Below are 18,839 nucleotides of genomic sequence, written 5' to 3' on the forward strand. Positions count from 1 at the left end.
CAGCATGCGCACCTTGTTCAAGGAATGTTCATTGTCCGCTGTGGTGGCGGGTTTCATCGCCACCATGATTTCCTACGCCGGCCCCCTGGTCATCGTGTTCCAGGCGGCCGAGAGCGGCGGCATGCCGGCAGAGCTACTGTCTTCCTGGGTGTGGGCCATCTCCATCGGTAGCGGGGTGCTGGGAATCGTCCTCAGCCTGCGCTACCGGGTGCCGGTGATCATCGCCTGGTCGGCGCCGGGCTCGGCACTGCTGGTGTCGATGCTGCCGGGTATCAGCGCCGCTGAGGCGGTGGGCGCCTATGTGATGGCCAACGCTATCATCCTGCTGGTGGGCCTGTCAGGCGCCTTTGACCGCATCGTCGGCAAGCTGCCGGCGGCCATCTCCGCGGCGATGCTGGCGGGCATCCTGTTCAGCTTTGGCACCCGGCTATTCACCTCCCTCAAGGACGAACCGGCGATGGTGATGGCGATGTTCATCACCTACCTGGTGGTGCGGCGCCTGTCGTCGCGTTACGCGGTAATGGCCGTGCTGCTGGTGGGCTGCACCATCGCCGCTGGCAGTGGCCAGCTCAACACCTCGGCCCTGGTGATCGGCTTCGCCACCCCGGAATGGGTGACGCCGGCTTTCAGCTGGCACGGGTTGTTCAACATCGCGCTGCCGCTGGTAATGGTGGCCCTGACCGGGCAGTTCGTGCCTGGCGTGGCCGTGCTGCGCAATGCCGGTTACCCGACCCCGGCGAGCCCGATCATTTCCGCCAGCGGTCTGGGCAGTCTGTTGCTGGCGCCTTTCGGTTGCCACGGCCTGACCCTGGCGGCCATCACCGCGGCCATCTGCACTGGCCGCGAGGCCCATGAGGACCCAGCCCGGCGTTACGTCTCCGGCGTTGTGGGTGGGGTGTTCTACCTGTTGCTGGGGGTCTTCGGCGCAACCCTGGTATCGATCTTCACCGCGCTGCCCAAGGAGCTGATCGCCGCACTCGCGGGCCTGGCACTGTTCGGCGCCATCGCCGGTGCGCTGGCCGGGTCCATGGCTGTGCCCGAAGACCGTGAGTCCGCCCTGATCACCTTCCTGGTCACAGCGTCGGGGATGTCCTTCCTCGGTCTGTCGGCTGCGTTCTGGGGGCTGATCTTCGGCATCTTCGCCCACCTGCTGCTGACTGCCCGCCGCATACCCAAGGCTTCACCGGAACGGGAGGAGGTGCTCGAACCCAATCCCTGACCTGACCCGGTGATGGAACGACTGCGGGAGCTGTCCGCAGCCATCGCCACACCTTCCCCGACTTGCGTGCATGGCCCCGAAAGAGGGTCGGCGGGGAAGCTTTGTCCCAATAAAAACAAGAGCGACGAAATGACCAACACCACGAGCAAGCTTTCCGTAATGCTTTGCGCCAGCGTCAGCGCCGGCTTCGCCCAGGCCACCGAGTCCGGATTCATCGAGGACTCCACCGCGACCCTGCAGGCGCGCAACTACTACTTCAGCCGTGACTATTCCGACATCGTCGGCGCTAACAAGCAGTCCAAGGCCGAAGAATGGGCCCAGGGCTTCATCCTTAACTTCAAGTCCGGCTACACGCCTGGCGCGGTGGGTTTCGGCCTCGATGCCATCGGCACCCTCGGCATCAAGCTCGACAGCAGCCCTGACCGGGTCAATACCGGCCTGCTGCCGGTGAAGGAAGACGGCAGGGCAGCCGACGATTACAGTCGCCTGGGCGTGGCCGGCAAGATGCGTTTTTCCAAGACCGAGCTGAAAGTCGGCGAGTTGCAACCCAATCTGCCGGTGCTGGTGTTCAGCGATATCCGCCTGCTGCCGCCGAGCTACCAGGGCGCGAGCATCACCTCCAACGAAGTCGCCGGACTGACCTTGCAGGGCGGCCACCTCACCAGCACCAGCCTGCGCAACGAGGCGGGTGACGACAAGATGCAGGCCATGCTCGGACACGTGCCGCAGCGTCAGGTATCCAGCGACGCTTTCAACTACGCTGGCGCCGATTACGCCTTCAATTCCAATCGCACCACGCTCAGCGCCTGGTATGCGCAGCTGGAAGATATCTACGACCAGCGCTTCTTCGGCCTCAAGCACAGCGAGCCGGTGGGCAACTGGGTGCTGGGCGCCAACGTCGGCTACTTCGACTCCAGCGAAGACGGCAAGAAACTGATTGGCGACATCGACAACCAGGCCTTCTTCTCACTGCTGTCGGCCAAGCGTGGCGGCCATACCTTCTATGTCGGCTATCAGGCGATGTATGGCGACAGCTCATTCCCGCGCGTGTTCGCCAACGTCAGCCCGCTAGGTAACGAAGTGCCCACCTACGAGTTCGCCTTCGCCGACGAACGCTCCTGGCAGGTGCGCTATGACTATGACTTCGCCGCCCTCGGCATTCCCGGCCTGGTGGCCAGTACCCGCTACATCACCGGAGACAACGTGGATACCGGCCAGGGCTTCGAAGGCAAGGACCGGGAGCGCGACCTGGACATCAGCTACGCCTTCCAGAGCGGCGCCCTCAAGGGACTCGGCGTGCGTGTGCGCAACGTTATGGCGCGCTCCAACTACCGCACCGATATCGACGAGAACCGGCTGATCCTGTCCTACACCTGGACGCTGTTCTGAGTTCGAGCGCCGCTGCCCGGCATGGGCACGGACTGCTTTACCTGTAGGGGCGATTTCAATCGCCAAGCGGGACATAGGCCCGCCACGTTCAGGCCCAGATGGGGGCAGCCGCGCTGCCCTTGGCGAATGAATTCGCCCCTACAGGATCTTGTATCCCGCGATATGGAAGGAGTTCCTTTCAATGCCCCGCAAACCCCTCGCCGCACTGCTGCTTGGCAGTGGCGGCGTGCTCTCCCTGTTGGCCTTCCTGACGGCTAGCGGATGGCTGATGGCCGGTACTCTCGCCGCCCTCGTTGCCGCTGGCCTGCTGTATCACTTCCAGCCGCCGCTAGTGGTTGAAGTGCGCGTGGAGGTGCCGGTCGAGCGAGTCGCCCGAGTAGTCGCCGCTACCGAGCCGGAGCCGGTCCGCATCCCCTCGAATGCTCACCTGCAAGGTCCACTGGACGAGTTGCTCGATGCCATTCTCCATTGCGAGTCAGACATGCAGTACGCCAACGCCCTCGCTCGCGCCGCAGGCGAGAAGGTCCAGCTGGGCGCGGAAAGCATGCAGGCCACGGCCGGGGCTATCGGCGAGCTGGATGCCTACATGGCCCACATCGGCCAGGTGTTCAACGAGCTGGGCAGCCAGTCCATGCGCATCGGCGCCATCGTCGGCAGCATCCAGGACATCGCAAAGCAGACCAACCTGCTGGCGTTGAATGCCGCCATCGAAGCAGCGCGGGCCGGCTCCCATGGTCGCGGCTTCGCCGTGGTGGCGGATGAAGTGCGCAACCTGTCGCTGCGCGCCAATGAGTCCAGTGGGCAGATTCGCCTGATTGCCGAGGGCCTGCAAAAGGCGGCCGAGGAGGCGAGGGCGGGCATGGAGCATGTCAGCGGATCAACCCGCGCGGGACTGGAAAAGTCCGCCGCGGCCCTCCATGCAATGGGTGAGATGAGGGCCGGTGCGGCGGCACGGGTCGAGATCGTCGAACGGATCGTCCAGCGCCTCGCCGGGCAGCGAGGGCTGGCACAACGGATGGCGGGGTTGTTGGAACAGGGCGCCTGAGGACGCCCTGCGGCGTCAGGCGTTGACGTTAACCACCACCCGGCCGCGCACCTTGCCGGCCAGCAGGTCGTCTGCCACGGCGATGGCATCGCCCAGGCCGATCTCGCGGGTGATGGCGTCCAGCTGGGCGATATCCAGGTCCCGTGCCAGTCGGTCCCAGGCTTCGATGCGCTCGGCGCGTGGGCGGGTGACGCTATTGATGCCCAGCAGGCTCACGCCACGCAGGATGAACGGTGCCACGCTGGCGGGGAAATCCACGCCCTGGGCCAAGCCACAGGCGGCAACAGCACCGTCGGCACGGAGTCCGGCGCAGACGTTGGCGAGGGTATGGCTGCCCACCGAATCAATGGCGGCGACCCAGCGTTCCTTGGCCAGCGGGCGACCTGGTTCGGACAGCTCCGCGCGGTCGATGATTTCGGCAGCACCCAGGCCCTTCAGATAATCCACTTCACTGGTACGGCCGGTGGCCGCGACAACGCGGTAACCGAGGCGAGCAAGCAGTGCGATGGAAAAACTGCCCACGCCGCCGTTGGCGCCGGTGACCAACACATCACCCTGGCCGGGTTTCAGGCCGTGGCGCTCCAGTGCCAGCAGGCAGAGCATGGCGGTGTAGCCGGCAGTGCCGATGGCCATGGCCTGGCGCAGGGTGAAGGCGCTGGGCAGTGGGATCAGCCAGTCACCTTTCAGGCGGGCCTTCTGCGCCAGTCCGCCCCAATGGGTTTCGCCCACGCCCCAGCCATTGAGCACGACCGCGTCGCCCACCTGGTAGTCCGGGTGGCTGCTGCTCTCTACCGTGCCGGCCAGGTCGATGCCCGGCACCATGGGGAACTGCCGTACCACCGGGCTCTTGCCGGTAATGGCCAACCCATCCTTGTAGTTCAGGGTGCTGTAGGCCACGCGAACCGTGACGTCGCCTTCCGGCAACTGCGCTTCATCCAGTTGGGTATTGCGGGCGCGGTAACCGGCCTCGTCTTTCTCGATCAGGATTGCGTCGAACATGCTTGCACCTCCAATTAGACCACTCGTCTATAAATAGCCCCGGAAAACCGCGCGCCCGTTGGGCTAGCGCGGCAGTCCGGCTAAAAAGCCTTTGAAGAAAACATCCAGCGGAACGTTGTCCCGCGTCAGCCGGGCACGCAACACAGCACCTTCCCAGCCGATCCAGAAGAATGCCGCAAGCCCGTCGCAGTCCGCCTTCGCCGACAACTCACCAGCCGCACGGGCTTCGCGCAGGCATTGGGCCAGGCGGTCCTGCCAACTGCACAGGATGGCCTCCAGTTCCAGGCGGAAACCCTCCGGCAGGATGGCCACTTCCTGGCCAAGGTTGCCCACCAGGCAACCTCGGCAGAACTGGTGGCGGAGCATGCCGGCCTTGGCATCTTCGACGAAGTTGTCGAGGCGTTGCAGCGGGGGCACGTCCTCTTGCAGCAGGTAGCGATCGAGCTTGTGGGCGAAGTAGCCGGCATAGCTCTGCAGCACCGCCTGCCCGAAGGCTTCCTTGCTGTCGAAGTAGTGATAGAACGAGCCCTTCGGCACACCCACGCGTTTGAGCACCGCGTCGATACCAGTGGACATGAATCCCTGCTCGGTCAGGATCTCCATGCCGCAGCGAATCAGCGCGGCACGGGTATCGGCGAAGTCGCGGTCGACCTTGGGCGGCCGGCCGCGGCGGGGTTTGGGTGGAGTGTCGGTCATGGGGAGGAGATTTTAGACTGATCGTCTAGAAGGTCAATCACTACGAATGTCTCACAGGGGCACCACAGGGATCATTGCCACTGGGCGTTATCAGAGCGGTCCGATTTCCACCTTGCCGTCGTGACGGTCGTTCATCCAGCGCAGTACCTGTTCGCCGAATTCGGGCGGAGCCTTGCGTGCGACGCGACGCACCAGGTCGAGCACGGTTTGCTGGGCGAGGGCTTCTTCCATGCGTTTCTGCGCCTGCTGCATCACGGCGTGGATGGAGCAGGGGTCGGCAACGGCCCAGTTCGGCGCCGGGCAGTCACTCCCGAAGATGGCGCAACGCTCGCGCACGCCCCGGCATTCGAAGATCTGCTTTTCGCCATCGATGGCGCGGACGATATCCAGCACGCTGATCTGGTCGGCAGGCCGTGCCAGGCGGAAACCGCCGCGCACGCCTTCGGTTGCTGCCACCAGGCCCGCTCGCGCCAGGCGGGTGAATACCTTGGCCAGCAATTCTGGTGGTACGCCCTGCAATTCGGCCAGGGTGCGCACGCTGGCTTCGCGACCGTCGCCTTTTTCGTCCGCCAGGTAGAGGAGGCAATGGATGCCGTACTCCACGCCTGCACTGTACAAAGCCATGGGTAACTCCGACTAATTGTGTCGCCATTGTTGCGACTGTTCTCTATTGCTCTTCCCGTGTTTCGAGCTTCCTTCAGGAAGCCTTCTATCACTTCATACGCCTTAATGCTAAAGGATTGAAGCCTTAACGCCCAGATTTGTCGCGGCGTGAAGCGAATGATGGCGACGAGCGGCACTCCCCGGCAAGAAAAAACGCTTGCCGAAAGTAACTGCGACTAATACAGTCGTAGTTAGCCGGTGTGGTTAGGGGCGATGACCTCACAGCCCGGCATGTAGATGTCGGGCGCATCCGCCCGGAATAACCTCGCTTTTCGCCTTGTGGAGAAAACTATGAAACAACGCATTCTGATTGTCGGCGCCGGTTTCGGTGGTATGTGGAGCGCTTTGAGCGCGACTCGCTTGCTGGACCAGCATGGCCGCCACGACGTCGAAGTGGTGGTACTTGCACCCCAGGCCGAGCTGCGCGTACGTCCGCGCTTCTACGAACCCGAGGTGCACAAGATGGTGGCACCGCTGGGTGAGCTGTTCGACGCAGTGGGCGTTACCTTTGTCAAAGGCTTCGCCGAACGTATCGATGTCGAGGGCAAGCGCGTCGGTTATCGTGGTGTCGACGGCCAGTTCGCTGAACTGAGCTACGACCGCTTGGTCCTGGCCACTGGAAGCCACGTAGTGCGCCCGGCAATGTCTGGCGTCGAACACGCTTTCGATGTCGACCAACTGGATGAGGCAATTCGACTGGATCGCCACATCCAGTCCCTGGCCGAGCGTCCCCAGTCCATCAGTCGCAACACCGTGGTTGTCGCCGGTGGCGGTTTCACCGGTATCGAGACCGCTGCCGAAATGCCGGCCCGCCTACGTGCAGTGCTTGGCGAGGGCGCTGATGTCCGAGTGATCGTCGTCGACCGTGGCAGCGAAATCGGTGCAGCACTGGGCGAGGGGCCGCGCAGGGCCATCGTCGAGGCGTCCACCGAACTGGGTATCGAGTGGCGCCTGAACAGCGGCGTGGCTTCGGTGGATGCCGCCGGGGTAACCCTCTTCAGTGGTGAGCGCATCGAAGCGGACACCGTGATCTGGACCGTTGGCGTGCGCGCCAGCTCGCTGACCGAGCAGGTTCCGGCGGAGCGTGACGGCCAGGGCCGTCTCCACGTAAACGCCAATCTGCAGGTGCATGGACATGACGACGTGTTCGCTACCGGCGACGTTGCCCGCGCGGCATGCGACGACCAGGGCAACCATGCACTGATGTCCTGCCAGCACGCGATCGCCCTGGGGCGTTCCGCCGGCAACAACGTCGCCGCCAGCCTGCTGGGCGTCGCATCGATCCCCTACAGCCAGCCCAAGTACGTCACCTGCCTGGATCTCGGCGCCTGGGGGGCCGTGTTCACCGAAGGTTGGGACCGCCAGATCAAGTTCGAACGCCAGGAAGGCAAGTCCATCAAGCAGCAGATCAACTCCGTGTGGATCTATCCGCCGGCGGCTGATCGCGCCACCGCGCTGGCTGCCGCCGATCCGCTGATCCCGGTTGTTGCCTGATACCCGTAGTCGCTAACCAATCGTCTGGGTCGCCCGTCCTGTAACGGGCGATCCCAGGCCCCGATCTACATGCCCGGAGCCTGCCATGAGCCTGACGGTCATGATTCTCACCCGCCCCCTGGCTGCCGCAGCCATCGAACAGATCATCAGCCAGTGCCTGCCCGGCGTCGCCTGGACGCTCCAGTCGATATCGGCCGAAGGTTGCGCCTGGCGTCTGCACCTTTGCATCGATCCGTGCGCCGAGCCGGTGTGCGGCATGTTCTCCTCGATCGTGGCCAACGAATGGCTGACAGGCATTGAGTTCGTGTCACCAGCACCTACCGAGTGTTCGCTGTCGCAGGCAGCTACTTTCCAGTAACGGTCTCGAATGCACTGGCAATCGCATCGGCGACCACAGGCACCCGCGGGCATGGCACACATCCTTGGCGGACGGACCCGCGATTCCATGCTTTTGGATGGTGCCGACCGGTGCTTGTTGGAACCATAGTCCGGCTCTAGCCTCAAGCATGGCTTTGCCACGCGTGGTCCTGACAACAAGCACAAGGAACCGCCATGACCGCCCAATCGAACCCATCGTCCGATCTACTCGATGTGCTGATCGTCGGCGCCGGTCTATCCGGTATCGGCGCCGCCTGTTACCTGAAGCGGGACCAACCCTCCAAACGCTTCCAGGTACTCGAAGCGCGCAACGACCTGGGCGGTACCTGGGACCTGTTCCGCTATCCCGGCATCCGCTCGGATTCCGACCTCTATACCTTCGGCTTCGAGTTCAAGCCCTGGAAGGACGAGAAGGCGATCGCCGATGCCAGCGCGATCATGGGGTACCTGCGCGAAACCGTGGCGGAGCATTGCATCGAGCAGCACATTCGCTACGGCCAGAAGGTGGTGTCGGCGGACTGGCATAGCGAACGTGGCTGCTGGGAAGTGCTGGTGGAGGATGTCGCGACTGGCCAGCGCAGCATCGTACGCAGCCGCTGGCTGTTCTCGGCAGGTGGGTACTACCGCTATGACCAGGGTTTCGCCCCTGCTTTCGAGGGCGTCGAACGATTCCGAGGGCAGGTGATCCATCCGCAGCACTGGCCGGAGGACCTGGATTACAGCGGCAAGCGCGTCGTGGTGATCGGCAGCGGCGCCACCGCCGTGACTTTGGTGCCGGCGATGGCCGAAAAGGCAGCCCACGTGACCATGCTGCAACGCACGCCGAGCTACGTGATTCCGCTGCCGGCGAAGGATCCGATCGCACTGCTGCTGCGCAAGTTGCTTCCGGAGCAAACCGCCTACGCCCTGGTTCGCTACAAGAACGCCAAGGTGGCGCTGGCCATGTGGCGCTTCTGCCAGCGCTTTCCCAATGCCGCGCGGCGCATCATCCGCTTCGTCAACCAGCGTGCGTTGCCCAGGGACTACCCGGTCGATCAGCACTTCAACCCGCCCTACAACCCTTGGGACCAGCGTCTGTGCGTCGTACCGGACAGCGACTTGTTCCGGGCGCTGGGCAGCGGCAAGGCGTCCATCGTCACCGATCACATCGAGATCTTTACCGAGCAGGGCGTACGCCTGAAGTCCGGCGCGGAACTGGAGGCGGACATCGTCATCACTGCGACGGGCCTCAACGTGCAGGTGTTCGGCGGTGTCCAGCTTTCCCGCGACGGCCAGCCCATCGCCTGGAACGAAACGGTCGCCTACAAGGGCATGATGCTGTCCGGCATTCCCAACTTCGCTTTCGCGGTGGGCTACACCAACGCATCCTGGACGCTCAAGGTGAGCCTGCTCTGCGAGCACTTCTGCCGATTGCTGGGCTACATGGATGACCACGACCACGCCGTATGCCAGCCCCTTGCGCCAGCGGGCATGGAGACCCGGCCGCTGCTGGATTTCGGTGCCGGCTACGTGCAGCGTGTCCTGGCCAACCTGCCGCGCCAGGGGCCGGGCATGCCCTGGGTGATGTCCATGGATTACTTCAAGGATGTGAAGCTGCTGCGCAAAGGCCCGGTCGCCGATGCCTGCCTGCAATTCTCCGCCGTACCGGCTGTTCATTCGCCTGCATCGCCTGAAGCGGCGATGGCGCTGGACGGCGCGTCCTGACGCTTGCCGTGCCGCGAGAGGGGATGCCCACTCGCGGCACGGCATTGCGGCTCAGGCGGCTGCGGTGTTCTTCAGACCCAGTACTTCGATGGGCTCGATGCTCGGCGGGTAGGCGAGCATTTCCGCTGCGTTAGCCATCAGTGCGGCGGCGATGGGACCGTTCAGGTGAGCCTGGCGGCCGGCTTCGTCGATGAAGGCATCGAATACACCGAAGGTCGTTGGCGACAAACGCAGGGCGAACCAGAGCGGCGTGGTGGCTTCCTGGTTGGCCAGGGCCAGTCCGGTCTCCAAAAAGGCGGCCACATCGGCCTCCTTGCCGGGCTTGGCTTCCAGTCGGGCGAACAGTGCGAGCTTGATCATTGCGCTTTCTCCTAAAGGCGATCCCACATGGGAACGGCCCAAAGGTACGGCCACGACTGGATGTATCGATATTGGCGAGAATGACATCTTTGGTATCGATATTGCCGGAACCCTCAGCTCAGTAATTTCGGCAACGTCCCGCTGACGCTGTTATCGCATGGCGTCAGGGTCTTGCGGGCTCGCCCCTCAACTGTTCCCGCAAGAGTTCCAGGTAACGGGTGGCACCCAGCCCGCGCGGACGGGCCTTGATCCACACCACGTCTACCCAGAGCCGCAACTGGCTGGCCATGTTGTCGAAGACCACTTCGGTGAGCGTGCCCGATGCCAGCAAGGGCTGGATCAGCGGCTGCGGCAGGTATGCCCAGCCAAGGCCCGCCTGCACCAGGTCTAGGGTTGCCAGGTAGCTGTCGGTCAGCCAGACCCGGTGCGACAGCACGATCTGCGGATCGGACGCGGTGGGTTCGCCAGTGGCGACGATGATCTGGCGGGTGTCGGCCATCTGCGCTTCACCCAGGGGCAACTGCCCACCCGCAGCCGGGAAACCGGGCGCCGCCACGGCGACCAGCAACTGGCTGCCAGCCTCGAGAAAGGCCTCGCGCTCGTCGATTCCTGGTCGCTCGAATACCAGTGCCAGTTGCACGCTACCCTCATGCAGCATGCGCACAGCTTCGGATTGCGAAGCCGAGCGCACCTCGATCTCCAGTGTTGGAAACTCACGGGCCAGGATCGCCAGCGGGCGGCTCCAGGCGCCCGTTTGCAGCTCGGGCGCCATGGCCAGGACCAGGCGTCGCTCCAGGCCCTGATGCAATTGCAGCGCATGGGCGTCCAGCAGATTGAGCTGGCTGGCGACCTGCCGCGCCTGGGGCTCCAATGCAAGGGCCGCCGCTGTTGGCAGCGCCTTGCGCGTGGCGCGATCGAACAGCGGCATGTCCAGTTCGGCCTCCAGCTGGGCGATGGCCATGCTGACGGCGGATGGCACGCGACCAAGGTTTCGCGCGGCCGCGGAGAAGGAACCGCCGTCCAGCACGGCAAGGAACACTTTCAGGGATTCGCTGGTAAAGGCCATGTTGTTTTCAGTTTTCCTGATGATAGTTGTCTTTTTCTATCAGGAGCGCGCACGTAATTTCTACTCCAGCGATGACAACGAGCATGAGGAGCTTGAAATGACCCAAACGAATTGGCAGGGCCAGGTGGCACTGGTCAGTGGTGCCGGCAGCGAACTGGGAATCGGCATGGCCATTGCCCGCAGGCTCGGGGCTGCCGGGGCGAAGCTGATCGTCACGGCGAGCAGCGCGCGTATTGCCGAACGGGTGGCCGAGCTGCGCGCGGAGGGCTTCGAGGCGGAAGGCCGGGCGGCGGACCTGACCGATGAAACCCAGGTTCGCGCGCTGGCTGACTGGGCCGAAGCACTCTGGGGCCGCATCGACATCCTGGTGAACAATGCCGGCATGGCCATGCAAGGCAGCCCCGAGCCTTTCGCTGAAGTCGCCAGCATGGACCTGGAAACCTGGAACCTGTCCATCTCGCGAAACCTGACTACCGCCTTCCTGCTGACCCGCGCCGTGCTGCCGGGCATGCAGGCGAGGGGATATGGGCGTGTCGTGCAGATCAGCTCAACCACCGGCACCCGTGGCAGCAATCCGGGCGAAGCCGCCTACAGTGCTGCCAAGGCCGGCATGGTGGGCCTGAACATGGGATTGGCGCTGGAAGTCGCGCGCCAGGGCATCACTGTCAACTGCGTTGCGCCGGGCTGGATCGGCACTGGCTCCAGCACGGATGAAGAGCGTCATGCGGCCAGCTACGTTCCCGTGGGCCGGGCAGGGCGGCCCGAAGAGGTTGCGGCAGCGGTGGCGTTCCTCGCTTCGCCCGAAGCCAGCTACATCACCGGCGAAACGCTGGTGGTGGATGGCGGCAACTGCCTGATCGAGAACAAAGCGCCTTGAGGGAGGTGGTCACCATGAGCAATCCCGTTGTACTGGTCACGGGCGCGGCAGGCGGTGTTGGCCGGGCGTTGGTCAAACGCTTCATTCAGGGCGGCTGGCAGGTCTTCACCACCGACCTCTCGACCGAGGGGCTGGCACGACTGCAAGCGGAGCATCCTGCCTGCGGCATCTTCGCCGGCGATATCCGTCGGCCGTCGACCTGCACCGCAGTGGTCGCCGCGGCACTGGCGTCCTTCGGCCGGCTGGATGCGCTGGTCAACGCTGCCGGCGTGTGGCGCGAAGGTCCGGTGGAATCCTTCAGCGAAGAGGACTTCGATCTGGTGCTCGATGTGAACCTGAAGGCCACCTTCTTCATGTGCTCGGCCGCGATTCCACCGCTCAAGGCATCCGCTGGCGCCATCGTCAACATCTCCAGCGATGCCGGCCGCCAGGGCAACCGTAATGCGGCGGCCTACTGCGCCAGCAAGGGCGGGGTGACGTTGCTGACCAAGACCCTGGCTCTGGACCTGGCGCCATGCGGCGTGCGCTGCAACGCCGTGTCGCCCGGTGATATCGAGACGCCGATGCTGAAGTTCCAGGCCGAGCATTACGGCCAGGGCGACCCCGAAGGCTACTACCGCGAGCTGTTGGCCAAGTATCCGCAGGGCGACCGGGCCTGCTTCATCCAGCCCGAGGAGGTTGCCGAGCTGGCGTACTTCCTCTGCCAGCCAGGCGCGCGCTCGATCACCGGTGCGGACATGGCGATTGATAGGGGGGTGTCGGCGGGGAATTGAGCCATCATCGATCTGAAAAGCTCTCGTAGGCTGGACCACGCTTCACCGGTCCACCATTGGCGGTTGGCCTCGTCTGGTGGAAATAAAAAACGAGTTCCACCCTACGGGGTACCACGGCGCACTTGTAGGAGCGAGCCTTGGAATCCGATGTCAGCGGTTGGCCTCGTGTGGTGGAGATAGAAAACGAGTTCCACCCTACGGGGTACCACGGAGCACTTGTAGGAGCGAGCTTGCTCGCGAACCTTCAGCACCGGCCTTTCGCGAGCAAGCTCGCTCCTACACAAAGCCTTGGAATCCGATGTCAGCGGTTGGCCTCGTGTGGTGGAGATAGAAAACGATTTCCACCCTACGGGGTGCCACGGCGCACTTGTAGGAGCGAGCTTGCTCGCGAACCTTCAGGGCAGGCGTTTCGCGAGCAAGCTTGCTCCTACACAAAGCTCAGAACCCGCTTTCCCTCAGCAATACCGCCGCTACATGGGTCAGGCCTTCGGCCAACAGGCTGCGGCGGTTGCCGTCGATCTGCAGATGGCCGCGGGTTTCGCGCAGGGTGTGCGGGGCGGCTTCAAGCTGCACCAGCACATGGAACAGCGGCGGCGTCGGCACCAGTTCCTTGCCCTGGCTGGCCACGGTCAGCGGGCCGCCGTAGCGGGAGGCGAGCATCGGGTGTTCGAGTTTGCTGACGCGGGTGCTGCCAATGGCCACCACCTTGCCGGGGATGGGCGTCGGCTGGCCTTCGGGATAGAAACTCACCGCGCTGCCTTGCACCAGACGCTGCACGTCATCCTGGTCGACGTAGGCATCCACCTGCCAGCGGCTCGGGTCCACCAGCATGCCGATGGGCTCGCGGCTGTGCACCCATTGGCCGGGGCGCCAGTCGGGGTCGAGGTCCAGCCAGCGCCCGGAGAAGGGGGCCTGGAGCTTGAGCCGGGCGATCTCCGAGCGTGCGGCACGGGCCTCCTCGAACTGCACGCGCAGGCGCTGGCGAGTGGCCAGGGCCTGGTCGGCGCCACTCGGGTCGGCGATCAGGCCGCCAAGGCGCGCCTCGTAGCTCTTCACGCTGGCTTCGCTACTGGACAGGCGCGACGAGATGTCCGGTTCCTCAAGGGTGACCAGGGTCGCGCCAGCCTCAACCTCACCGGCCGGGTGAATGGCCTGCAAGCGCGCGGGGTAGGGCGCGAAAACACGCAATTGCTGCTCCGCGCGAGCGACGCCAAGCGCATGGATCTCGCTGCGCCAGGGCACCGCCAGGAGTAGCAGGAGCGCGGCCAGCACGCCCCACCAGAAGTACCTGCGGCTATTGTGGATGGCGGCTCGATTGGCCCACCAGTGTTTCAATTCGCGCGCTATCGGCATGACGATGAACCAGGAGATTTCCACGGCGAACAGCAGTATCCCGAGCAGTTTGAAGAAGAGCAGGTAAACCGCCACGGCAATACCGAGGAACAGCACCAGGCGATAGACCCAGGTGACGATGGCGAACGCCACCAGGGCGCGGCGTTTACCGGGGCTGAAGGCTTCCGGCCAGTCTTCGTCAAGGCCTAGCAGCATGCGCCGCAGGGTGGTCCGGGCCAGGGCCGAAGAGCGCTCATGGAGGTTGGGGAAGTCCAGCAGGTCGGACAGGATGAAGTAGCCGTCAAAACGCATGAACGGACTGGCGTTCAGGGCCAGCGACAGGACCCAACTGGTCGTGGCGAGGTAGAGCAGGGCGTTGCGCAACGGGCCGGGGTCGGACAGGGCCCAACCGAGTGTGGCGAGGCCCGCCAGGGCCAGTTCGGTGAGGATGCCCGCCGAGGCGATGGCCAGGCGTTGCCGGGAGCTGCGCAGCTTCCAGCTCTCACCGGTATCGGTATAGAGCATTGGCCAGAGCACCACGAAGGCGATGCCCATGTGCCCGACGCGAAGGCCGAGGCGTGTCGCCACCAAAGCGTGGCCGAGTTCGTGAAGGGTCTTGGCCAGGGCCAGCGCCAAGGCGAAGCTGACCAGCCCGGACGCGGAGAAGGATTCCACCACCGCCGTGGTGAAGGCGTCCCATTGTTGCAATACCAGTAGCACGCCGATCACGCCCAAGGTCACCACCAGCACCCCGGTCAGTGGCCGGAACAACCAGTCCAGATAGCCCGCCAGGTGTTCCAGATGCCGTTGCGGGCGCAGCAACGGGATACGAAAGAACAGGTAGTGGTGCAGCCACCATTTCCAGTTGAGCCAGGCATTGCCTTCACTGCGGGACGCCAAGCGGGCGGCGGCATCCGGCGTCGGGCGCAACAGCTGGTGCTGTTCGAGGAACTGGCGGAGCTCCAGTACCTGCTCCACATCCGGGCGCAGTGGCGTCTGTTGCTGGATGTCCTGGCAGATCCGTTGCGGCGTGTCTTCCCAGCGCAGCAGGCATTCGAACTCCAGCCAGCCAATGCGATAGAAGCGATTGATCACTGTGTCCTGGATCACCCACGCCGGCTCGCCGTCGCTGCCGGGCGCGGTCTCCAGCAGCCGCAGGTCTTCGCGCAAAGGCGGGAGCGGCATCTGCGCCGCGTCGACGATCACAGCCCGGTCCAGGCACGCAGCGCGGCGTATGGCCGGCGCAGCAGGTAGTAGCCCAGCACCACCCGCTCGCCGTAGAGCTTGGCGGTACCGTGCAGGCCGAGGCGGGCGTGTTCCGGCTGGCCTTCGATGCTGGCGAGCAGCCGGTAGGCCACTACACCCTCTTCATTGGCGCGGGCCTGGTAGCTGGTTTCCAGCACCTGGCCTTTTAGCGGCGAGAGTGGGTAGGCGGTGAGAAACAGGGTGACCTCGGCGCCGGGTTCCAGGGCGATGGCGTCGGCCACCGGCAGCTGGATCAGCATGGCCGGTTGCGCAGGGTCGGCCACCTGGAGAATGCGTTCCCCGGTTGCCACCGGTTTGCCCAGCCAATCGTTGGGGTCGCTGAACACAGCCACGCCAGCGCGCGGCGAGCGCACGCGGGTACGTTGCAACTGCGCCTGGACCGCCGCCAGTTCGGCTCGGCGCTGCTGGGCGCGGCCGTTGAGCAAGGTCAGCTCGCTCTTGCTCTGCGGGTTGTCGAATGCGCGCTGGCTGGCCGCCATCAGCTCGGCATCGGCTACCGCCACTTCCTTGCCGAGCACTTCGGCGCGGCTTTTCAGGGTGGTTTCGTCGAGGGTGAAGAGCAGGGTGCCTGCTTCCACGGGTTGATTCGGCCGCACCTGCATGCGCTCGATCACCCCATCGATGGGGGAGCTGATGACCTCCGCCTGGCGCGAGACGATCTCAGTCGGCGCCAGCGCCGTTTGCCGCACCGGCACCAGCATCAGCGCAGCGGCCACCGCCAGTGCGGCCAGGAGCTGGCGCTTGCTGGGGCGCCAGCCGAACAGACGGCGCCGGCCAGCGAAGGCGGCCCAGCAGTGGGCCCAGGTCTGCCAGAGCCCATCGGTCAGCGGCGCCAGGGATTCGGCCGGCGGCGCATCCAGCAGGAACAGCACCAGCCCCAGGCGCGTGCCTTCGCGGTCATGCAGGGGAATGCACCAGAGTCCGGACGGCCACCACTCGGCCCAGCCTTCGGCGATGTCCTCGGGGGGCTCCACGGCCTCGCGGGCCAGCCAGCGTGGCTGGGCGTCGGTCAATTGGGTGTTCAGCCAGCGGCTGGCGCGGCGCAACCAGACCAGGTAGGGCGAATCTTCGCTGGGCCGGGCAAGGCCGGATACGCAGAGCAGTTCCAGGTCCGCGCCGCGCTGCGCGAGCACCAGTGCCTGGTGGTAACGCAGCAACGCATAGGGGTCATTGGCAATGGAGAAAGCCAGGGCATTGAGCGAGTCGGCGGCCAGGGCGCGGTCGCGCAGTGCGGCCAGGGCAAGCAGCAATTGCGGGTGCGGCAGGCGGTCATTCATGGGCTTGCGGGAATCGTGCAGTGCCGCTCATGCCGGCGATCAGTTCCGGGTGCTCGGCATCGAGCCGTGCTTCCAGTTCCACGGTCTGGGCCACGGCGTCGACCCGCGAGTTGATGGCGCTGATATGGGCGCCATAGGACTTGCCGGTTTCCAGGATGCTGACCTCCAACGGTATGCCGGGCTTGAGCTGTGGCAACAGGCTCGACGGCACGTTGAGGCGCACCTTGAGGGCGCCGTCGCTGACCAGGTCGAACAGCGGCGTTCCGGCCGCCACCGTCTGGTAGGGCTTCACGTGGACCTTGGCGACCCGTCCGGAGAAGGGCGCTTGTATCCGGCAGTAGCCACTCTGGGCCTGGGCCAGGGAGCGTGCGCCTTCGGCCTTCTGGACTTCGGTGTTGGCCATGGCCACTTCCAGGTCGCCTACCGCATCCAGCTTGCGCAGATTGCGTTTGGCATCGAGGTTCTGCCGGGCCATGGTCAGCTCGGCGGCGGCAACCTTGGCGCGAGCGTGGGCTTCCTCGCAATTGAGCTGGGCCAGCAGGGCGTCCTTTGCTACCGGCTGGCCGAGGGAGGCCTTGAGCTCGCCGAGGGTGCCGTTCATCTGGCTTGAGAGCGTGGTCTCCAGGTCTGCGCTGAGCAGTACGCGGATGGCGCCGGGGTCCTCGGCAGGGTTGGCCGGCGGCAGGTCATCGGCAAAGGCGCCGGGTAATGGAAAAGACAGGACAAGGGACGCAAACAGGGCGAGCAGACTGCGCTCAGCGTTGTACGGCATGCGGTGTTCCTTATTTGCTGACGAGAAGTTTGCTGTGTTCCTGTTCACCCAGGGTGCGCTGGATTTCCCGGGCGAGCGTCTGGATGTCGTGCTTTTCGATCTGCTCCGGGAGGGTATCCAGGCCAATGGAGTTGTACAGCCGACCCCAGGCCGCCTGGGCGTCGGAGTAGGCGGCCTCGCGCTGGTAGCGCGAAAGCAGGTAGCGGCCTTCGGCACGGATCAGCTCCAGTTCCGAACCATAGGAGGTCGTACGTGCGGCCTGGGCGTAGTCCAGCAGGCTCTGGTCCACCCGCAGGCTCTGGTCGGCGAATTCCACTTCCTGGCGCGCCAGCTGATAGCGCAGGGTGCCCACCCGTACCTGAGTGAGGATGGCCATGGACAGTGCGACACGGCGCATGTCGTCGGTCTGCTCCTGGGATTCGGCAGCCGCGTTCAGCGACGGCAGTTGCAGCAGGCGCAGCAGATTCAGCGACACCTGCAGGCCGGTCTCGGTCCAGTGACTGTTGTAGAGGAATTTGTTGGAGTCGTACTTGTAGCCGAAGTCCAGGCTGACGTTAGGCCAGAGCTGGGCCTTGGCGATCTTCAGGTCATTCTCGTTGACCCGCTTGCGGTACCACTCCTCCATGATTTCCGGACGGTTCTCCAGGGAGATCTGTTCCAGCCGGTTGATGTCCTGATTCAGTTCCGGCAGTGGCGGCTCGGCCTGGTCGGCGAGGATCAGCTTCGAGCCTGGCGGCAGCGACATCAGCGCGGACAGTTCGGCTTGAGCGAACTCCAGGTCCTGGCGGCGTACGGTGAGCAGGTAGATCGAGTCGAGCAGGGCGCGCTGGTAGGACAGCACTTCCTGGCGCGGCAGCAGGCCCTTGGTCTCGGCCTCGCGGGCGGAAAGCAGTGCCTGGTGAGTACGTACCAGAAGGCGGTCGACCTGGGGCATCAGGCGCTGGGCACCGACGGCGCGCCAGTAGGCGTTGCGCACGTCCTGCAGGACGTTCTGCGCTACCTTGCGGCGGCGTTCCTCGGCCATGAGGATCTGGTCGCTCTTCTGCTGGGTACGGTAGTAGGCGACGCCGAAGTCCAGCAGGCTCCAGGACAGACCCAGGCCGTAGAGTTCGCGGTAGCGCTCTTCGGAGGTGGAAGCCCGCAAGCTTTCTTCACGGTCCTCGATGCCGATGGAGGTGCCGCCGGAGTCGTTGTTACGCCCGGCATATCCGGCCGAGGCGACCAGGCGCGGCAGCATTTCGTGACTGGAGACGTCGCGCAGGTCACTGGCCAGGGCGCTTTCCATGAGCTTGAGGCGATAGTCCAGGTTGTATTTCAGGGCCCGGGCCGCGGCCTCGTAGAAGGTGATCGGGGCGGTCACCGGCTCCTGATTGGAATACATCTGTGACTGATCGCGAATGATGCGCTGCCGGCTTTCCTCATCCGTGTACTCGTGGGGTTTCATGGCCGAGCAGGCACCTAGCAGCAGGCTGGAGGCGATGGCGGCGCTGAGGAGCGTTTGGGGCGTTCTTGGCATGGTCGATCCTTGT

At 64.6% G+C, this 18,839-nt stretch carries 17 protein-coding genes; 8 read left to right on the forward strand and 9 right to left on the reverse strand.

Annotated features, from left to right (window positions below):
* Positions 1 to 4 precede the first annotated feature (4 nt).
* From E8E75_RS11380 to E8E75_RS11390, 3 genes are all read left to right on the forward strand, one after another.
* On the forward strand, positions 5 to 1,219 hold the full coding sequence (locus tag E8E75_RS11380) for a benzoate/H(+) symporter BenE family transporter (RefSeq protein ID WP_280358785.1): 1,215 nt from the start codon (positions 5 to 7) through the stop codon (positions 1,217 to 1,219).
* 159 nt (positions 1,220 to 1,378) lie between these two features.
* On the forward strand, positions 1,379 to 2,608 hold the full coding sequence (locus E8E75_RS11385; protein ID WP_280358927.1) for an OprD family porin: 1,230 nt from the start codon (positions 1,379 to 1,381) through the stop codon (positions 2,606 to 2,608).
* A 181-nt stretch (positions 2,609 to 2,789) separates the two neighbouring features.
* Positions 2,790 to 3,653, forward strand: a complete 864-nt coding sequence (locus tag E8E75_RS11390) for a methyl-accepting chemotaxis protein (RefSeq protein WP_153920098.1) — start codon at positions 2,790 to 2,792, stop codon at positions 3,651 to 3,653.
* Between the two features lie 15 nt (positions 3,654 to 3,668).
* Here the strand turns inward: E8E75_RS11390 and E8E75_RS11395 are convergent, their stop codons facing one another.
* The 3 genes from E8E75_RS11395 to E8E75_RS11405 all read right to left on the reverse strand — a co-directional run bounded on the left by E8E75_RS11395 (position 3,669) and on the right by E8E75_RS11405 (position 5,972).
* Positions 3,669 to 4,652 carry an MDR family oxidoreductase gene (locus E8E75_RS11395; protein WP_280358787.1) on the reverse strand — a complete coding sequence of 328 codons (984 nt, stop codon included), beginning with the start codon at positions 4,650 to 4,652 and terminating at the stop codon, positions 3,669 to 3,671.
* A gap of 63 nt (positions 4,653 to 4,715) precedes the next feature.
* Positions 4,716 to 5,348, reverse strand: a complete 633-nt coding sequence (locus E8E75_RS11400; RefSeq protein ID WP_120651014.1) for a TetR/AcrR family transcriptional regulator — start codon at positions 5,346 to 5,348, stop codon at positions 4,716 to 4,718.
* A gap of 90 nt (positions 5,349 to 5,438) precedes the next feature.
* A complete protein-coding gene (locus E8E75_RS11405) occupies positions 5,439 to 5,972 on the reverse strand; it encodes an Rrf2 family transcriptional regulator (RefSeq protein ID WP_120651015.1) in 534 nt (177 codons plus the stop codon).
* 330 nt (positions 5,973 to 6,302) lie between these two features.
* Here E8E75_RS11405 and E8E75_RS11410 point away from each other — a divergent pair, with 330 nt between their 5' ends.
* The 3 genes from E8E75_RS11410 (at position 6,303) to E8E75_RS11420 (ending at position 9,587) form a co-directional block, all read left to right on the forward strand.
* Positions 6,303 to 7,505: an NAD(P)/FAD-dependent oxidoreductase gene (locus E8E75_RS11410; protein ID WP_120651016.1), complete on the forward strand. Its 1,203-nt coding sequence runs from the start codon at positions 6,303 to 6,305 to the stop codon at positions 7,503 to 7,505.
* Positions 7,506 to 7,590: 85 nt separating this feature from the next.
* Entirely contained in the window at positions 7,591 to 7,863 is a 273-nt protein-coding gene (locus E8E75_RS11415; RefSeq protein ID WP_120651017.1) for a hypothetical protein, read from the forward strand.
* A 194-nt stretch (positions 7,864 to 8,057) separates the two neighbouring features.
* A complete protein-coding gene (locus E8E75_RS11420; protein WP_280358791.1) occupies positions 8,058 to 9,587 on the forward strand; it encodes an NAD(P)/FAD-dependent oxidoreductase in 1,530 nt (509 codons plus the stop codon).
* A gap of 51 nt (positions 9,588 to 9,638) precedes the next feature.
* Here the strand turns inward: E8E75_RS11420 and E8E75_RS11425 are convergent, their stop codons facing one another.
* Both E8E75_RS11425 and E8E75_RS11430 read right to left on the reverse strand, forming a co-directional pair.
* Positions 9,639 to 9,947, reverse strand: coding sequence for an antibiotic biosynthesis monooxygenase (locus tag E8E75_RS11425; protein ID WP_153920090.1), 309 nt, complete (start codon positions 9,945 to 9,947; stop codon positions 9,639 to 9,641).
* A gap of 163 nt (positions 9,948 to 10,110) precedes the next feature.
* Positions 10,111 to 11,013: a LysR family transcriptional regulator gene (locus E8E75_RS11430; protein ID WP_120651020.1), complete on the reverse strand. Its 903-nt coding sequence runs from the start codon at positions 11,011 to 11,013 to the stop codon at positions 10,111 to 10,113.
* 97 nt (positions 11,014 to 11,110) lie between these two features.
* Between E8E75_RS11430 and E8E75_RS11435 the strand changes: the two genes are divergently transcribed.
* Both E8E75_RS11435 and E8E75_RS11440 read left to right on the forward strand, forming a co-directional pair.
* The gene (locus E8E75_RS11435; protein ID WP_153920086.1) at positions 11,111 to 11,890 is read left to right on the forward strand and encodes an SDR family NAD(P)-dependent oxidoreductase; all 780 of its coding nucleotides are present in this window, start codon (positions 11,111 to 11,113) and stop codon (positions 11,888 to 11,890) included.
* A gap of 14 nt (positions 11,891 to 11,904) precedes the next feature.
* Positions 11,905 to 12,663 (forward strand): SDR family oxidoreductase, encoded by a 759-nt coding sequence (locus tag E8E75_RS11440; RefSeq protein ID WP_280358794.1) that lies wholly within the window; start codon positions 11,905 to 11,907, stop codon positions 12,661 to 12,663.
* A gap of 438 nt (positions 12,664 to 13,101) precedes the next feature.
* Here E8E75_RS11440 and E8E75_RS11445 read toward each other — a convergent pair whose 3' ends face one another.
* Genes E8E75_RS11445 through E8E75_RS11460 form a run of 4 tightly spaced genes read right to left on the reverse strand, consistent with a single transcriptional unit; the run spans position 13,102 to position 18,826 of the window.
* Positions 13,102 to 15,180 carry an HlyD family efflux transporter periplasmic adaptor subunit gene (locus tag E8E75_RS11445; RefSeq protein WP_153920082.1) on the reverse strand — a complete coding sequence of 693 codons (2,079 nt, stop codon included), beginning with the start codon at positions 15,178 to 15,180 and terminating at the stop codon, positions 13,102 to 13,104.
* Between the two features lie 17 nt (positions 15,181 to 15,197).
* The gene (locus E8E75_RS11450) at positions 15,198 to 16,538 is read right to left on the reverse strand and encodes an HlyD family efflux transporter periplasmic adaptor subunit (RefSeq protein WP_280358795.1); all 1,341 of its coding nucleotides are present in this window, start codon (positions 16,536 to 16,538) and stop codon (positions 15,198 to 15,200) included.
* Complete coding sequence (locus E8E75_RS11455; RefSeq protein ID WP_280358796.1) at positions 16,531 to 17,310, reverse strand: efflux RND transporter periplasmic adaptor subunit; 780 nt, start codon at positions 17,308 to 17,310, stop codon at positions 16,531 to 16,533. The genes E8E75_RS11450 and E8E75_RS11455 overlap by 8 nt, the downstream gene beginning before the upstream one ends.
* Positions 17,311 to 17,320: 10 nt before the next feature.
* Positions 17,321 to 18,826, reverse strand: a complete 1,506-nt coding sequence (locus E8E75_RS11460; protein ID WP_120651024.1) for a TolC family protein — start codon at positions 18,824 to 18,826, stop codon at positions 17,321 to 17,323.
* Positions 18,827 to 18,839: the final 13 nt, after the last annotated feature.

Source organism: Pseudomonas sp. BN606, from assembly GCF_029873115.1.
Classification (GTDB): domain Bacteria; phylum Pseudomonadota; class Gammaproteobacteria; order Pseudomonadales; family Pseudomonadaceae; genus Metapseudomonas.

What these genes read in the sequence shown, in the direction of transcription:
- E8E75_RS11380 (WP_280358785.1), top strand. Translation starts at nt 5, where the DNA reads ATGCGCACCTTGTTCAAGGAATGTTCATTGTCCGCTGTGGTGGCGGGT.
- E8E75_RS11385 (WP_280358927.1), top strand. Translation starts at nt 1,379, where the DNA reads ATGCTTTGCGCCAGCGTCAGCGCCGGCTTCGCCCAGGCCACCGAGTCC.
- E8E75_RS11390 (WP_153920098.1), top strand. Translation starts at nt 2,790, where the DNA reads ATGCCCCGCAAACCCCTCGCCGCACTGCTGCTTGGCAGTGGCGGCGTG.
- E8E75_RS11395 (WP_280358787.1), bottom strand. Translation starts at nt 4,652, where the DNA reads ATGTTCGACGCAATCCTGATCGAGAAAGACGAGGCCGGTTACCGCGCC.
- E8E75_RS11400 (WP_120651014.1), bottom strand. Translation starts at nt 5,348, where the DNA reads ATGACCGACACTCCACCCAAACCCCGCCGCGGCCGGCCGCCCAAGGTC.
- E8E75_RS11405 (WP_120651015.1), bottom strand. Translation starts at nt 5,972, where the DNA reads ATGGCTTTGTACAGTGCAGGCGTGGAGTACGGCATCCATTGCCTCCTC.
- E8E75_RS11410 (WP_120651016.1), top strand. Translation starts at nt 6,303, where the DNA reads ATGAAACAACGCATTCTGATTGTCGGCGCCGGTTTCGGTGGTATGTGG.
- E8E75_RS11415 (WP_120651017.1), top strand. Translation starts at nt 7,591, where the DNA reads ATGAGCCTGACGGTCATGATTCTCACCCGCCCCCTGGCTGCCGCAGCC.
- E8E75_RS11420 (WP_280358791.1), top strand. Translation starts at nt 8,058, where the DNA reads ATGACCGCCCAATCGAACCCATCGTCCGATCTACTCGATGTGCTGATC.
- E8E75_RS11425 (WP_153920090.1), bottom strand. Translation starts at nt 9,947, where the DNA reads ATGATCAAGCTCGCACTGTTCGCCCGACTGGAAGCCAAGCCCGGCAAG.
- E8E75_RS11430 (WP_120651020.1), bottom strand. Translation starts at nt 11,013, where the DNA reads ATGGCCTTTACCAGCGAATCCCTGAAAGTGTTCCTTGCCGTGCTGGAC.
- E8E75_RS11435 (WP_153920086.1), top strand. Translation starts at nt 11,111, where the DNA reads ATGACCCAAACGAATTGGCAGGGCCAGGTGGCACTGGTCAGTGGTGCC.
- E8E75_RS11440 (WP_280358794.1), top strand. Translation starts at nt 11,905, where the DNA reads ATGAGCAATCCCGTTGTACTGGTCACGGGCGCGGCAGGCGGTGTTGGC.
- E8E75_RS11445 (WP_153920082.1), bottom strand. Translation starts at nt 15,180, where the DNA reads ATGCCGCTCCCGCCTTTGCGCGAAGACCTGCGGCTGCTGGAGACCGCG.
- E8E75_RS11450 (WP_280358795.1), bottom strand. Translation starts at nt 16,538, where the DNA reads ATGAATGACCGCCTGCCGCACCCGCAATTGCTGCTTGCCCTGGCCGCA.
- E8E75_RS11455 (WP_280358796.1), bottom strand. Translation starts at nt 17,310, where the DNA reads ATGCCGTACAACGCTGAGCGCAGTCTGCTCGCCCTGTTTGCGTCCCTT.
- E8E75_RS11460 (WP_120651024.1), bottom strand. Translation starts at nt 18,826, where the DNA reads ATGCCAAGAACGCCCCAAACGCTCCTCAGCGCCGCCATCGCCTCCAGC.